Origin of the sequence: Flavobacterium nitrogenifigens, from assembly GCF_003254565.1 — a bacterium.
In the GTDB taxonomy this organism is placed as follows: Bacteria; Bacteroidota; Bacteroidia; order Flavobacteriales; family Flavobacteriaceae; genus Flavobacterium; species Flavobacterium nitrogenifigens.
In genome coordinates, this window is the sequence record NZ_QJRI01000177.1 from 239,375 (window position 1) to 252,866 (window position 13,492).

General features: G+C 33.5%; 13 protein-coding genes and 1 tRNA gene. 1 reads left to right on the forward strand and 13 read right to left on the reverse strand.

Annotated elements, in window-relative coordinates; translation table 11 throughout:
* Positions 1-4: 4 nt before the first annotated feature.
* The gene (gene mtaB, locus DM397_RS15560; RefSeq protein WP_111378416.1) at positions 5-1,339 is read right to left on the reverse strand and encodes a tRNA (N(6)-L-threonylcarbamoyladenosine(37)-C(2))-methylthiotransferase MtaB; all 1,335 of its coding nucleotides are present in this window, start codon (positions 1,337-1,339) and stop codon (positions 5-7) included.
* A 422-nt stretch (positions 1,340-1,761) separates the two neighbouring features.
* Here mtaB and DM397_RS15565 point away from each other — a divergent pair, with 422 nt between their 5' ends.
* On the forward strand, positions 1,762-2,349 hold the full coding sequence (locus DM397_RS15565; RefSeq protein ID WP_239457867.1) for a hypothetical protein: 588 nt from the start codon (positions 1,762-1,764) through the stop codon (positions 2,347-2,349).
* Between the two features lie 67 nt (positions 2,350-2,416).
* Here the strand turns inward: DM397_RS15565 and DM397_RS15570 are convergent, their stop codons facing one another.
* From DM397_RS15570 to hisS, 12 genes are all read right to left on the reverse strand, one after another.
* Positions 2,417-2,947: a GNAT family N-acetyltransferase gene (locus tag DM397_RS15570; protein WP_111378417.1), complete on the reverse strand. Its 531-nt coding sequence runs from the start codon at positions 2,945-2,947 to the stop codon at positions 2,417-2,419.
* A 7-nt stretch (positions 2,948-2,954) separates the two neighbouring features.
* Positions 2,955-3,758 carry a Cof-type HAD-IIB family hydrolase gene (locus DM397_RS15575; protein ID WP_111378418.1) on the reverse strand — a complete coding sequence of 268 codons (804 nt, stop codon included), beginning with the start codon at positions 3,756-3,758 and terminating at the stop codon, positions 2,955-2,957.
* Between the two features lie 77 nt (positions 3,759-3,835).
* Complete coding sequence (locus DM397_RS15580; protein ID WP_111363916.1) at positions 3,836-4,054, reverse strand: putative signal transducing protein; 219 nt, start codon at positions 4,052-4,054, stop codon at positions 3,836-3,838.
* 12 nt (positions 4,055-4,066) lie between these two features.
* Complete coding sequence (locus tag DM397_RS15585) at positions 4,067-4,882, reverse strand: alpha/beta hydrolase (RefSeq protein ID WP_111378419.1); 816 nt, start codon at positions 4,880-4,882, stop codon at positions 4,067-4,069.
* Between the two features lie 85 nt (positions 4,883-4,967).
* Positions 4,968-5,630 (reverse strand): DEAD/DEAH box helicase, encoded by a 663-nt coding sequence (locus DM397_RS15590; protein ID WP_111378420.1) that lies wholly within the window; start codon positions 5,628-5,630, stop codon positions 4,968-4,970.
* A 101-nt stretch (positions 5,631-5,731) separates the two neighbouring features.
* Positions 5,732-6,895 carry a sigma-54-dependent transcriptional regulator gene (locus DM397_RS15595; RefSeq protein ID WP_111378421.1) on the reverse strand — a complete coding sequence of 388 codons (1,164 nt, stop codon included), beginning with the start codon at positions 6,893-6,895 and terminating at the stop codon, positions 5,732-5,734.
* A gap of 97 nt (positions 6,896-6,992) precedes the next feature.
* Complete coding sequence (locus DM397_RS15600; protein ID WP_111378422.1) at positions 6,993-8,309, reverse strand: ABC transporter permease; 1,317 nt, start codon at positions 8,307-8,309, stop codon at positions 6,993-6,995.
* A gap of 77 nt (positions 8,310-8,386) precedes the next feature.
* On the reverse strand, positions 8,387-9,316 hold the full coding sequence (locus DM397_RS15605; RefSeq protein ID WP_008468000.1) for an ABC transporter ATP-binding protein: 930 nt from the start codon (positions 9,314-9,316) through the stop codon (positions 8,387-8,389).
* Between the two features lie 161 nt (positions 9,317-9,477).
* The gene (dnaJ, locus tag DM397_RS15610) at positions 9,478-10,587 is read right to left on the reverse strand and encodes a molecular chaperone DnaJ (protein ID WP_111378423.1); all 1,110 of its coding nucleotides are present in this window, start codon (positions 10,585-10,587) and stop codon (positions 9,478-9,480) included.
* 75 nt (positions 10,588-10,662) lie between these two features.
* Positions 10,663-11,241, reverse strand: a complete 579-nt coding sequence (locus tag DM397_RS15615) for a nucleotide exchange factor GrpE (RefSeq protein ID WP_095931837.1) — start codon at positions 11,239-11,241, stop codon at positions 10,663-10,665.
* A gap of 330 nt (positions 11,242-11,571) precedes the next feature.
* Positions 11,572-11,642 (reverse strand) — tRNA-Trp (locus tag DM397_RS15620).
* 251 nt (positions 11,643-11,893) lie between these two features.
* The gene (hisS, locus tag DM397_RS15625) at positions 11,894-13,321 is read right to left on the reverse strand and encodes a histidine--tRNA ligase (protein WP_111378424.1); all 1,428 of its coding nucleotides are present in this window, start codon (positions 13,319-13,321) and stop codon (positions 11,894-11,896) included.
* Between the last annotated feature and the right edge of the window lie 171 nt (positions 13,322-13,492).

Sequence of the window (13,492 nt, forward strand, 5' to 3'; positions counted from 1 at the left end):
ATAATTAAGCTTCCGCCAGTTTATTCAAAAACTCAATGCGAACACTTCCGTCTTCGTCTATTTTTGTCAAATTGATTTCTTGCAATGTATTTACCAATTCTGGATTCCAAGGTGTTTTTACTTTTACGTAATTTTCTGTAAACCCATGAATGTATCCTTCTTTATTTTCACTTTCAAAAAGAACTGTTCTGTTTGTTCCCAATTGGCTTTCATAAAAAGCACGACGTTTTTTAACCGATAAGCCACGAAGCATTTTACTGCGTTTAGCGCGAACATTTGAAGGAACTACGCCTTCCATATCAACCGCTTCTGTATTATCTCTTTCAGAATACGTAAAAACGTGCAAATACGAAATATCTAAATCATTTAAGAAATGATACGTCTCTAAGAAATGCTCATCTGTTTCGCCGGGAAAACCAACAATAACATCAACACCAATACAAGCATGAGGCATTACTTCACGAATTTTACTTACGCGTTCTGTATAAACTTCACGTAAATAACGGCGTTTCATTAATTTCAAAATATCATTGCTTCCTGATTGTAACGGAATATGAAAATGCGGTACAAAAGTTCGGCTTTTAGAAACAAATTCTATTGTTTCGTTTTTCAAAAGATTTGGTTCGATAGACGAAATTCTCAAACGCTCAATTCCTTCTACTTTGTCTAAAGCTTGTACTAAATCTAAGAAAGTGTGCTCGTGTTTTTTATTCCCAAACTCCCCTTTTCCGTAATCCCCAATATTTACACCCGTTAAAACAATTTCACGGATATTTTGAGCCGAAATTTCTTTAGCATTTTTAAGCACATTTTCCAAAGCATCACTTCTAGAAATTCCACGAGCCAAAGGAATTGTACAATACGTACATTTATAATCGCAACCGTCTTGGACTTTTAAGAATGCTCTTGTACGATCTCCGATAGAATAGCTTCCTACATAGAAATCGGCTTCAGCAATTTCGCATGAGTGAACTTCACCCATATCGTTTTTACTCAAATCATGGATATAGTCCGTGATTTTGAATTTTTCTGTAGCTCCCAAAACCAAATCAACACCATCAACAGCTGCTAATTCTTCTGGTTTTAATTGCGCATAACAGCCAACAGCAGCAACAAAAGCTTTTTCGTTAAGCTTCATTGCTTTCTTAACTACCTGCTTAAACTGCTTATCTGCATTATCTGTTACAGAGCAAGTATTAATGACATAAATATCTGCTATTTCTTCAAAATCGACGCGGTCAAAACCTTCGTCATTAAAATTTCTGGCAATTGTAGAAGTCTCTGAAAAATTCAGTTTACAACCCAGCGTATAAAAGGCAACTTTTTTTCTATTTTCCATAATCTGTCTTAAATTAATGAAATCGTTGTCAAAAAATTTAAGGCTGCAAATTTACAAACAATATTCATCAAAAGAAAGCAATTAATGGACTTCCAATCAATAATTTGCGTTAATGTTAATTTAGAAACATTAAAAACTCAATCTTTTATTTTATTTTCAAAAAAGTAGGAGCCTGCATTTTTTCAGATTTTGGCTTTCAAATAAGAATAAAATGACAAAATAATCGACCAAACGCAAATTTTATCGATTAAATACATTTTTTTATATTTTAAATTCAAAATTTCTTACATTTACCATTGTTATGAATCAAGTTGCCAATAAATTCATATTAGAGAATTTTAACAAGCTTTAATTAATTTAATAATAATTCGGGCATAACAATTTTGAATTTTACTCGTTATGTTGTTGTTTTGTGTTACAAAATGAAATGGGAAAGCCGAAAACCAAAGAGAGTAGGCAACAATTATAATAACAAATACCACTTTATGAAAGCATTTTTACCCACAATCTGCTTGATGTTCTTAACCATTTTTAGTTCGCAAGCGCAAACTAATGCTCCAGCTGCAAATGCAAATCCATTTCCTTCTATTAGCACATTAACATCTTGGGCAAGCTTAAACTCTCAGCAGCAATTTGACGTTGCTATTCGTGCTGTTGGTTTTAAATTTGAAGTAAAAGAACCAGGTGAAGGATCTACAGCTTATACCTACATTCGTAAAGTAACTGTTAACGACGTAAATTATACAGATAGAATTGTATACAGAATCACAAACAACAATTCTGCAAGTATTATTTCGTTAGTAACTGCTTCTACTGATTTGGTTAGCTTATACACACCTCAATTGGCAAGCTTTAAAAACAACAACTGCAAAACAGAAATGTCTAAAGACAAAAACACAACTTGTAGCTGTTACGAAAGTGCAAATTTTGCAATCGATCTTTGCGACGAGCGTGTAAAATTAACTATGGGTGACGGAAATAAATATTTTGTTTCTGTAGCTAAAAAATAATTATTACTCTGATTTGTTTCCAAATCTTTACTGACTTTTAAGTATGTAAAGATTTGGAACACATTTCTTAGTTTGAGTTTGGATTTTTAAGTTCGTACCAAACTTCTAATTCTTCTTGATATTCGAAAGAATTCACAAAATGGAAACCTAGTTTTTCTAAAATCTTTCTAGAATTTTCATTTCCAGCATCTGCATAAGCGTAAAGTTTTTCTACTTTCATTTCGTTAAAGGCACGATCAATAAAAGCTTTTCCCGCTTCGGTGGCATACCCTTTTCCCCAATGCTTTTCGATAAAACGATATCCTAACTCATAAAAATTTTTATGGTTATTAATTTCGTCTGTAATAAACTTAATTCCAGACCAGCCAATAAATTCATTTGTTTCTTTTAAAACAACTGCCCATCGGCCTGTTCCAAGATCTTTGTACTGCTTCTGAACAAACTTGATATATTCAATGCTTTCGTCAATATGTTTTACAGGTCTATTTCCAACAAATAAATGTACATTTGGGTTCGAATCCAATTCAAACATTCCTTCAGCATCAGAAAGTTCAAGTTCCCGTAAAATTAAACGCTCCGTTTCAATTGGATTTTTCATTTTTAGTTTAGTTTAAAATATAACGTGTTACTACTTCAGCGACACCATCATCATTATTTGAAGCTACGATTAAATCGGCTTTATCACGCAATTCTGGCGTTACATTATCGACCCAAACTCCTAAGCCGGCATATTCGATCATAGTTAAGTCATTTCCTGCGTTTCCTACGGCTATAATTTCACTTTGATGAATTCCTAGCTTATCAGCCAAAAACTTCAGGCTTGCCGCTTTATCAATGCCTTGTTGGGCAGCTTCTAAGAAAAATGGTTTTGACATCGAAACGCTTAAATGTGGCATAGCTTCTTTCAAATCATTTTCTAACGTTTTTAAATACGCTGGATCTTGAAGCAAGATACATTTAACCGCCGGTCTGTCTACATAATCTTTAAAGCTTGACACTTTATGATGCGCCATTCCAGTAATTTCTTTTTCGACTTCTATAAACTCAGAATCTGTTTCACTAATGATTTGATCATCTAAATAGGTAATGATATGTGCATTTTTCTTTATGCTATAATCGTATAGCGCATGAATTTGCTCTACAGTCAATTTCTGTTCAAACAAAACCAAATCATCTTTAACACGGCTAATTATGGCTCCGTTAAACGAAATCATATACGAATCGTTTTTATCCAATTCCAACTCCTTTGCATAAGCCGTCATTGCAGTAGTTGGCCTTCCAGAAGCCAAAACCACATAAACACCTTTTGCCTGAGCTTCTAATATTACTTTTTTGTTTAAATCTGAAATTCTATGATCATCTGTCAACAAGGTATCATCCATGTCGAGCACTAACATTTTGTATTGCATATTTTTTTTTAATTTTCAGTCGCAGTAACAGTTTTCAGTATTCTAACTGTAAACTGTGACAGCAAACTGCGACTTTTTTAAAGACTCATTCTGAAATTTTCGATAACAGGATTTGCTTTTGCAAAATCGGTTTCTTGAATAAAAACCTCAACAGCTAAATCTGTTTGGCCAAAACCTCCCAAACGAGCCGATTGAATATTATCTTTTTTTACTGTTTCTACTCCAGCTTCTTCTAATCTTTCTTGCAAAGCAATTGCTAATACTTCGCTTCCCGAAAATACTTTCATTAATCCCATAATACTTTATTTTTATTCTAATATTCTTTTTAATTGTTTTTGAAAATCTTCATTCTCATTTACTCCAATATGTTCTTGATTTTTCAGCGGATAAAAGTAGGTATTTGATTTTAATAACTTCTTTAATCGAATCGAATTGTCAATTGGAATTAATTGATCCTTAGTTCCATGAAAAATATAAATTGGACATTTTATTTTTGGTAGATACTCGTTTGTTTCCAAGCTAAACTTCTTCATAAAATCAGGAAAAAATGGAACTCTAGAGCTTGATAATTCTAAAAAGTTATAATACGGTGCTTGAAGAATCAATGCTTTTGCTTTATTTTCTAAAGCCAATTTTGCCGCAAAACCAGAACCAATAGAATATCCTGCAATTATAATTTTATCTTCAGAATATCTTTTAGAAATACTTTTATATACAATTGATATATCTTCCGTTAATTGCTCTTCATTCTCAATTTCACCTTCACTTTTTCCGAAACTTCGATAATCCAAAATAAAAATATCATGACCATTCGAAGTATAATTTTTTGCAATCTTTCCCCAAGTCTCTAAGGTTCCTGCATTTCCATGAAGATAAAAGACAAGTCCTTTTGACTTCTCAGCTTTAAACAATAATCCATTTAAAACAGTTCCATCAAACGACTTGATATTTATTTCTTCAAATTTCTGCGTATAATCAAATTTATAATCTTTAGGCAGTCGAGAAGCATGAAAAACTAATCCTACCTCATTAAAATACACATAAGAAATTATTAAAACGTAAATGACTAGAAAAAAGCACAAAAGTACCATTAGCAAGAATTTAAGTGTTTTAAAAATTTCCATAAATTATTTATGATTAAGTTTTAAGTGAAAGTGGCAGCTTACAATATTTTTACTGTAAACTGCCACTCCCTATTACGACTAAATATTATTCTTCTTCAATATCGTCTTCATCTTCATCAAGTTCTTCTTCGCCTTCTTCATCCATATCAAACAAATAAGGCTCGATCATGATTTTATCTGCCAAAATTTCGATGCGTTCTGTCAAAGTTTCAGCAAAAATGATTCGTTGCACTTTGGCTATACTATTTGAAATACGAGTGATTTTAGCATCATGACGTAATTTCAAAATCGGATCTGCATCATCTATAACAAACATTTTAAGACGATTTACATTGTAACCCGCTGTACTAAACATATCATTTAGTTTGGTTGGCGTACCAATTAAAACATCGATTCCGGTGGAAACGTAGTTTTTATCATAATCCATATCACCTTTGTCATGAACTCCATAAACTTCCAGATTTGTATATCTTCCATATTTCTCAAAAAGCTCTTCCATTGCCAAAACCTTTTCTTTGTCTTCCACAACAATCAAAGCTCGTGGCGATTCTTCATTCTTTCCTGCCAATTGCTGAATTACATTCAATACAATTGTAGTTGTTTTTCCGCTTCCTTTTGGAGAAATAATAACACAGTCAGCACCACTTTTTATAGTTGAAAATGTTTCCATCTGCAAAGCATTGGCTTCAGTTAAACCATTCTCAATTAAGGCGTCCTGTAATTTCTCGTTTATCTTTTTTAGTTTCATGTTTTTCTTGCTTTAAGCTTTAAGCTTTAGGCTATAAGCTAAAATATTATTATTTTTTAAAGCCTAAAGCTTAAAGCTTAAAGCCTATTGCGCGAAGCATCTTACTTGCTTGCGAACATTTTTACATCGGTTTCAGAAATTTCGCTTCCTCCCAAAATGATCAATCTTTCCACCACATTTCGAAGTTCTCGAATGTTACCTGTCCAATCATATTCCTGCAACAATTTTATGGCTTGCGCCGAAAATGACTTCACCGCATTTCCTTGTTCTGAAGCTATTTTTTCTGTAAAATGAGAAATCAAAGCTGGAATATCATCACGTCTTTCGTTCAATGGTGGAACTTTTATTAAAATTACAGCCAAACGATGGTATAAATCTTCACGGAAACGGCCTTCTGCAATTTCAGTTTTTAAATCTTTATTGGTTGCCGCAACGACACGAACATCAACTTTTATATCTTTATCAGCACCAACTCTAGTAATCATATTTTCCTGAAGAGCGCGTAAAACTTTCGCTTGCGCAGAAAGACTCATATCTCCAATTTCATCCAAGAAAATAGTTCCTTTGTCTGCAGCTTCAAACTTTCCAGCGCGATCTTTTACCGCCGATGTAAAAGCACCCTTTACGTGCCCAAACAATTCACTTTCGATTAATTCACTTGGGATTGCAGCGCAGTTTACTTCGATTAACGGAAAACTAGAACGCTCACTTTTTTCGTGTAATTGATGCGCTACTAATTCTTTTCCAGTTCCGTTTGGACCCGTAATTAAAACTCTGGCTTCTGTTGGAGCAACCTTATCAATCATCACTTTAATATGATTAATCGATTCGCTGTCACCAATCATTTCGTAGTTTTTACTGACTTTTTTCTTTAGAATTTTATTTTCAACTACTAATTGTTTTTTATCTAAAGCATTACGAACGGTATTCAGCAAACGATTCAAATCTGGCGGTTTCGAGATATAATCAAAAGCTCCTAAACGCATAGTCTGAATAGCCGTTTCCATATCGCCATGCCCCGAAATCATCACCATCGGAATTTCTGGTTTTATCTTCTTCACTTCTTCCAAAACCTCAACACCATCCATTTTTGGCATTTTGATATCACACAAAACCAAATCGTAATCGTTGTTTTTTATTTTTTCAAGTCCAGCAACGCCATCTTCAGCCTCATCAACCTGATACGAATCATTTTCTTCTGATAAAATTTTTACCAAAACTCTTCTGATTGCTGCTTCGTCTTCTACAATTAGTATTTTACTCATTCTTTTAAAGATACTAAGATACTAAGATGCTAAGATTCTGAGTGTTTTTAGCTAAAATCTTAGCATCTCAGAAACTTAGAAACTTAGAATCTCTAAGTTAATATTTCAGCCACTTATACAATTCCTTCCAAGTCGGTTTTTTGCCGTACATTAAAATACCGATTCGGTAGATTTTTGCAGCGAACCAGACAACAAGGAAAAATGTAGCAAACAATAATGATACCGAAATTGCAATTTGCCACCACGGCACCCCAAACGGAATACGCATTAACATTACAATTGGCGAAGTTAACGGAATCATTGAAAAGATAACCGCAACACTTCCGTGAGGATCGTTTACTACAGTGAAAAATCCGATATAAACGCTCAAAATCAGAGGCATTAGAATTGGCAACAAAAACTGCTGAGAATCGGTTTGATTGTCAACTGCGGCACCAATTGCGGCATAAAATGAGCTATATAGAAAATATCCTCCAATAAAATAAATTACAAATCCGATTAAAATACTGGCAATTGGCAAATTCCATAATTCAGCAATATACATTTGTGCCGATCCAGAAAGTTCATGCTGAGCTGCTTGCATCATTTCTGGAGAAATTCTAGCTGTTGGACCAACATTTACTCCAAAAAATGCCGAAGCGGCAAACATTAATCCTAAACCAATAATTGCCCAGATTATAAATTGTAGAATTCCTGCTAAAGAAGTTCCCACAATTTTACCGATCATTAACTGAAATGGTTTTACAGATGAAATAATGATTTCGATAATACGATTTGTTTTTTCTTCGATTACACTTCGCATTACCATGTTCCCGTAAATGATAATAAACATCATAATCAAGTAGCCAAATGCACCGCCGATTCCGATTTTAATTTCATTTAAACCTTTTAAACTTTCCTCTCCAGAGGCTTTAACCAAATGAATATTTACATCTGACTGTGCTTTCTGAATAGCAAGTGTATCCAATTTCGCCTCTTCCAGATTCAGTTTTGTGATTTTATTTCCGATAATATCCTGAGTGTTTTCAATAAAAGAAATGCTCGGGCTATTATTTGAAATAAATTCAATTTTACTTTCTAATTCCTTAATGCTTTTTGTTTTCGGAATAACAATTAATCCACTGAAATTTTCTTTTGTAATACTGTCTTTTAATGCATTTACATCAATTTCAGATAGATTGAGATATTTAAATTCGGCTCCTTTTTTATTCTCCTTTAAAAAATCTGAAGCAAAAAGTCCAGTTTCGTCATGAATCGCAATTCTTTTCGTTTCTGCCTTCATAGTACTCAAATACCCAATAAAAACAGCAATAGCCACAAATAAAAGCGGACTCAAAAATGTCATGACAACAAAAGATTTATTGCGAACTTTAGCAATAAATTCTCTTTTTATAATCAACGAGATGATACTCATAAATAATTAATTTTCAAATTTTAAATCCCAAATCCCAATTTATAAGCTTGAAATTTGGAATTTCTATATTGGAATTTTTAAACTTTGTTTTCAGTAACTGTTTGGATAAAAATATCGTTTATGCTCGGAATTTTTTCAACGAAGTGAGTTACTTGTCCGCGTTGTGTTAAAACATTCAATAATTCATTTGGAGAAGCATTTCCGATCTGAATATTTAATTTTAAATCATCATTTAAAGATTTAAAACTTGCTGGAGACACTGTAAACTTCTGAGTAATATCGTACATTAATCCTTCGACATTATTTGTCAAAATTCCAACTTCGAAACTGTTGGTTCGAAACTGACGTTTCACATCGACCACTTTTCCCTCTATCAGTTTATTAGATTTATGAATTAAAGCGATATTTTCACAAAGCTCTTCTACGCTTTCCATTCTATGAGTCGAGAAAATAATAGTTGAGCCTTGTTCTTTTAAAGCCAAAATTTCGTCTTTGATGATATTTGCATTTACGGGATCAAAACCCGAAAATGGCTCATCTAAAATCAGCAATTTTGGTTTATGTAAAACACAAACCACAAACTGAATTTTCTGCGCCATTCCTTTAGAAAGCTCTTGGATTTTTTTATTCCACCATCCTTGAATTCCTAATCGGTCAAACCAATAATCTAGTTGTTTTTTGGCTTCGGCTTTAGAAAGACCTTTCATTTGTGCCAAATACAAACATTGCTCACCAACTTTCATTGAACTGTACAAACCACGCTCTTCTGGAAGGTAACCAATAGTTTGCACATGTTTTGGCTGTAACTTTTCTCCGTCCAAAATTACTTCACCACTGTCTGGCATTGTAATCTGGTTTATGATTCTGATAAGGGAAGTTTTTCCTGCTCCATTGGGACCTAAAAGCCCATATATACTGCCTTTTGGCACATTTAATGAAACTTCGTTAAGTGCTACATAGTCGCCATATTTTTTTATGACTTTATGTACTTCAAGTAAGTTACTCATGCTATTTTTAAGGATTTACTGCGTTGCCTCTCCTATTGCGGTTCAGCGACTGTAAAAGTAAATAATTACTAGCGAATCTGCGCCATATTACGCAAAAAACCCATTCTAATTTATACTAGAATGGGTTTTTATTTTTTTATAACCTTTTAAAAAAGTTCAGATTATGAGAACATATCTTTTACTTTTTCAAAGAATGACTTCTCTGATTTCTCTGGGCTTGGAGCAAAGTGCTCGTTGTTTAGAGCATTTTCAAAGAATTGTTTTTGCTCTTTATTTAATGTTTTTGGAGTCCAAACATTTACGTGAACCAATAAATCTCCGCTTCCGTAACCGTTCAAACTAGGAATTCCTTTTCCTTTTAATCTTAAGATTTTTCCAGATTGGATTCCTTCTTCCAGTTTAATACGCACTTTTCCGTTGATTGCTTCAATATCTTTAGAAGCTCCCAAAACTGCTTCAGGGAAACTGATATATAAATCGAAGTGAACGTTTTCACCTTCACGCTTCAAGAATTCGTGTTCAATTTCTTCAATAGCAACAATTAAATCACCTGGAATACTGTTTCCTGGAGCATCGTTACCTTTGTTGGCAACTTTCAACTGCATACCGTCAACAACTCCCGCAGGAATTTTGATTGATACTGTTTCATCTTCTTGAACCATTCCTTGAGCATCTGCCTCAGAAGGTTTTTTATCTAAAATTTGACCAGAACCACCACAAGTAGGGCAAGTTGATGCAGATTGCATTCTTCCTAAAATGGTATTGGTTACACGCATTACTTGTCCTTGACCGTTACAAGTCGTACAAGTTTTATACGTTACACCTTTTGCCTGAACTTTACGTTTTACTTTTACTTTTTTCTCAACTCCATTTGCAATTTCTTCCAAAGTCAATTTTACTTTAATTCGAAGATTGCTTCCTTTCGCACGGCGAGGACCTCCGCCTCCGCCTCCGAAACCGCCAAATCCGCCACCAAAAATATCACCAAACTGGCTGAAAATGTCGTCCATATTCATACCACCGTGACCGCCGCCAAATCCGCCAGAACCATCAAATGCTTGATGACCATATTGATCGTATTTCGCTTTCTTCTGCGGATCACTCAAAACTTCATAAGCTTCTGCCGCCAATTTGAAGTTTTCTTCTGCCTCTTTGTCGCCTGGGTTTTTATCAGGATGATATTTTAAAGCGCTTTTTCTATACGCTTTTTTAATTTCGGCAGCATCAGCATTTTTTGAAATGCCTAGTATTTCGTAAAAATCTTTTTTCATAATTTAGGTTAAATTCTAAATCTAAAATTCCAAATTCCAATTTTTAAAAACTGAATTTCAGAATCTTAATTGCTTTTAGTTTCCAACTACAACTTTAGGGTAACGAATAATTTTGTCTCCTAATTTGTATCCTTTTTCAATAACATCAACAATTTTCCCTTTTAATTTGTCAGACGGAGCTGGAATTTGGGTAATTGCTTCAGCAATATCAGCATTGAAAGCATCTCCTGCTTGAATTTCAACTTGCTCTAAACCTTTAGAAACTAAAGTGCTTTTCAATTTTTCGTGAATCAACTCAACACCTTTTTTCAAATTCTCATCCTCAGACTTGTTGATCTCTACTGTCGCTCTGTCAAAATCATCTAAAACTGGAAGCATAGCCAACAAAACCTCTTGGTTTGCAGTTTTAAATAAATCAAGACGTTCTTTTGAAGTTCTTTTTTTGTAATTTTCAAATTCAGCAAATAATCTCAAAAACTTATCTTTTTCGTGAGCCAAGTCTTTAGCTAATTGCTCCTCAACACTTAATTCTTCAACAATTAACTGCTCTCCGTTGGCATTGTTCTCTAACGTTACGTCGTCTAATTCCTGATCGAATTCTGTATTTTCCGTAGTCATATTACTTTTATTTTTAAAAATATTTTTAAACTTCATTTTTATTTCTTTCTGTTGGATTGCAAAAGTACTGCCAAATCTTATAAAATGTCAAATTGTCACTTTATTAATTATGAGACATTTAAAAAACGCATTTGCCCAGAAAAAATTTATTATAATTTTAAGACTATTACGTTTTAGTTTATGCTATCTTTGAGACCAATAAACATAAATTATTACCACCAAAAATTGAATTTAAGGGTTGGCTTCGGCCTCTAAATAATTATTAATTCAAATTTACCTTATATTAAAAAAAGCTTCGCCTACAGAGACGAAGCTTTTTTTTTATGTTTGAGCTTAACATGACAAGGTTGTCATTTTCTATTTTTGCACGGGCGGAGGGATTCGAACCCCCATCAACGGTTTTGGAGACCGCTATTCTACCCTTGAACTACGCCCGTAACTTAAGGTTGGCAAATTAAGAGTTTTTTTTCTTCACTAGCAACTATTTCACTAAGAGATTTTAAAAGAAAACCCTTTAAATCTGCGTAATCTAAAGCAAAAACTTTTGTCCCAGACAGTTAGCCTCGGAAAGTATTTTTTAATATTTCACGCAGATTTAAGAAGATTTAGGAAGATTAAAATAGATTTACTTTTTAAATCAAATTAAATTTGCTCCAATCTGCAGAATCTGTATGAAACAAAAACTTAATTACGCCTGTAAAGCTTTCTTCAATCCGTCGAAATTTACAGAAACCTGCTCTCCCGTCACTAAATTTTTAAGCGTATACGAATTTGAATTAATTTCCTGATCACCAACCAATACTGCAAACGGAATCAAACGTTTATCTGCATATTGAAATTGTTTTCCGACTTTTACATTGTCCGGATATAATTCTACTTTTATATTTTCCTGTCTCAATTTCTGAATCGCTTTTGAAGCATATAAAGCTTCTTTGTCTCCAAAATTCAAGAATATTGCTTTTGAAGTAGCTGCAACAGTTTCTGGGAATAACTGCAATTCTTCTAAAACAAGATAGATTCTATCCAATCCAAAAGAGATTCCGACACCGCTCATATTTTTTAATCCAAAAATACCAGTCAAATCGTCGTATCTTCCGCCACCGCCGATAGAGCCCATTGCAACAGTTTTTGGCGCTGCAACTTCAAAAATAGCTCCAGTGTAATAATTTAAACCACGTGCTAATGTCACATCTAAATCTAAAGTTGCGGTCGACAAACCTAAATCAGCCACATTGTCGCAAATAAATTTAAGTTCTTCAACACCTTTCATTCCTTCTTCAGAAGAAGACAATAAGTCTGAAAGCTGTGCAATTTTGTCTGCAAAAGTTCCTGAAAAACTAAAAAGCGGTTGCACTTTTACCAATGCTTCTTCAGAAATTCCTTTTTCGATCATTTCTTTTTTAACGCCGTCTTCTCCAATTTTATCCAATTTATCAAGAGCAACTGTAAAATCAATTAATTTATCAGAAGCACCGATAACCTCAGCAATTCCTGATAAAATTTTTCTGTTATTGATTTTAACTGTAACACCTTCTAAACCTAAAGAAGTAAAAACCGTATCGTATAATTGAACTAATTCAACTTCCTGCCAAAGTGATTTTGAACCAACAACATCGGCATCACATTGAAAGAATTCTCTAAAACGGCCTTTTTGCGGATTATCTGCCCTCCAAACTGGCTGGATCTGATATCTTTTAAAAGGGAATTCAATTTCACTTTGGTGTTGCACCACGTATCTTGCAAACGGGACAGTCAAATCATAACGCAAGGCTTTCTCAGAAATTTTCCCTGTGAATTTATTCAGTTCGATTCTTTGTTCTAAAGTTATTTTTTCAGCAGAATTTAATTGCAATTCTTCAATTGATTCTGGCAATTCAATTTTACTTTTATTGTAGAAAAAATTACCCGAGTTTAAAATTTTAAAAATCAGACGATCTCCTTCTTCTCCATATTTTCCCATTAAGGTATCTGAATTTTCAAACGAAGGAGTTTCGATTGGCTGAAAACCAAATTTCTCGAAATTAGCTTTTATAGTCTGAATAATATATTGACGTTTTGACACCTCTGCCGGTGAAAAATCTCTTGTCCCTTTTGGTATACTTGGTTTTGAAGCCATCTCTTTTTATTTTAGATTTCTGATTTTTAGATTTTAGATTTCTTTGAAACCTAAAAATCTAAACTTTTAAAATTAATTTATTTCTAGATTTTCTTTTAGATTGTTGGATCTTCAGACTTTCGACTTTATGACTTTCCAACTTTCGACTTAAATAAGTCTGCAAATATCTTA

Coding starts and splice junctions, on each gene's coding strand:
- mtaB (WP_111378416.1), bottom strand. CDS start 1,339: ATGGAAAATAGAAAAAAAGTTGCCTTTTATACGCTGGGTTGTAAACTG.
- DM397_RS15565 (WP_239457867.1), top strand. CDS start 1,762: ATGAAATGGGAAAGCCGAAAACCAAAGAGAGTAGGCAACAATTATAAT.
- DM397_RS15570 (WP_111378417.1), bottom strand. CDS start 2,947: ATGAAAAATCCAATTGAAACGGAGCGTTTAATTTTACGGGAACTTGAA.
- DM397_RS15575 (WP_111378418.1), bottom strand. CDS start 3,758: ATGCAATACAAAATGTTAGTGCTCGACATGGATGATACCTTGTTGACA.
- DM397_RS15580 (WP_111363916.1), bottom strand. CDS start 4,054: ATGGGATTAATGAAAGTATTTTCGGGAAGCGAAGTATTAGCAATTGCT.
- DM397_RS15585 (WP_111378419.1), bottom strand. CDS start 4,882: ATGGAAATTTTTAAAACACTTAAATTCTTGCTAATGGTACTTTTGTGC.
- DM397_RS15590 (WP_111378420.1), bottom strand. CDS start 5,630: ATGAAACTAAAAAAGATAAACGAGAAATTACAGGACGCCTTAATTGAG.
- DM397_RS15595 (WP_111378421.1), bottom strand. CDS start 6,895: ATGAGTAAAATACTAATTGTAGAAGACGAAGCAGCAATCAGAAGAGTT.
- DM397_RS15600 (WP_111378422.1), bottom strand. CDS start 8,309: ATGAGTATCATCTCGTTGATTATAAAAAGAGAATTTATTGCTAAAGTT.
- DM397_RS15605 (WP_008468000.1), bottom strand. CDS start 9,316: ATGAGTAACTTACTTGAAGTACATAAAGTCATAAAAAAATATGGCGAC.
- dnaJ (WP_111378423.1), bottom strand. CDS start 10,587: ATGAAAAAAGATTTTTACGAAATACTAGGCATTTCAAAAAATGCTGAT.
- DM397_RS15615 (WP_095931837.1), bottom strand. CDS start 11,241: ATGAAGTTTAAAAATATTTTTAAAAATAAAAGTAATATGACTACGGAA.
- hisS (WP_111378424.1), bottom strand. CDS start 13,321: ATGGCTTCAAAACCAAGTATACCAAAAGGGACAAGAGATTTTTCACCG.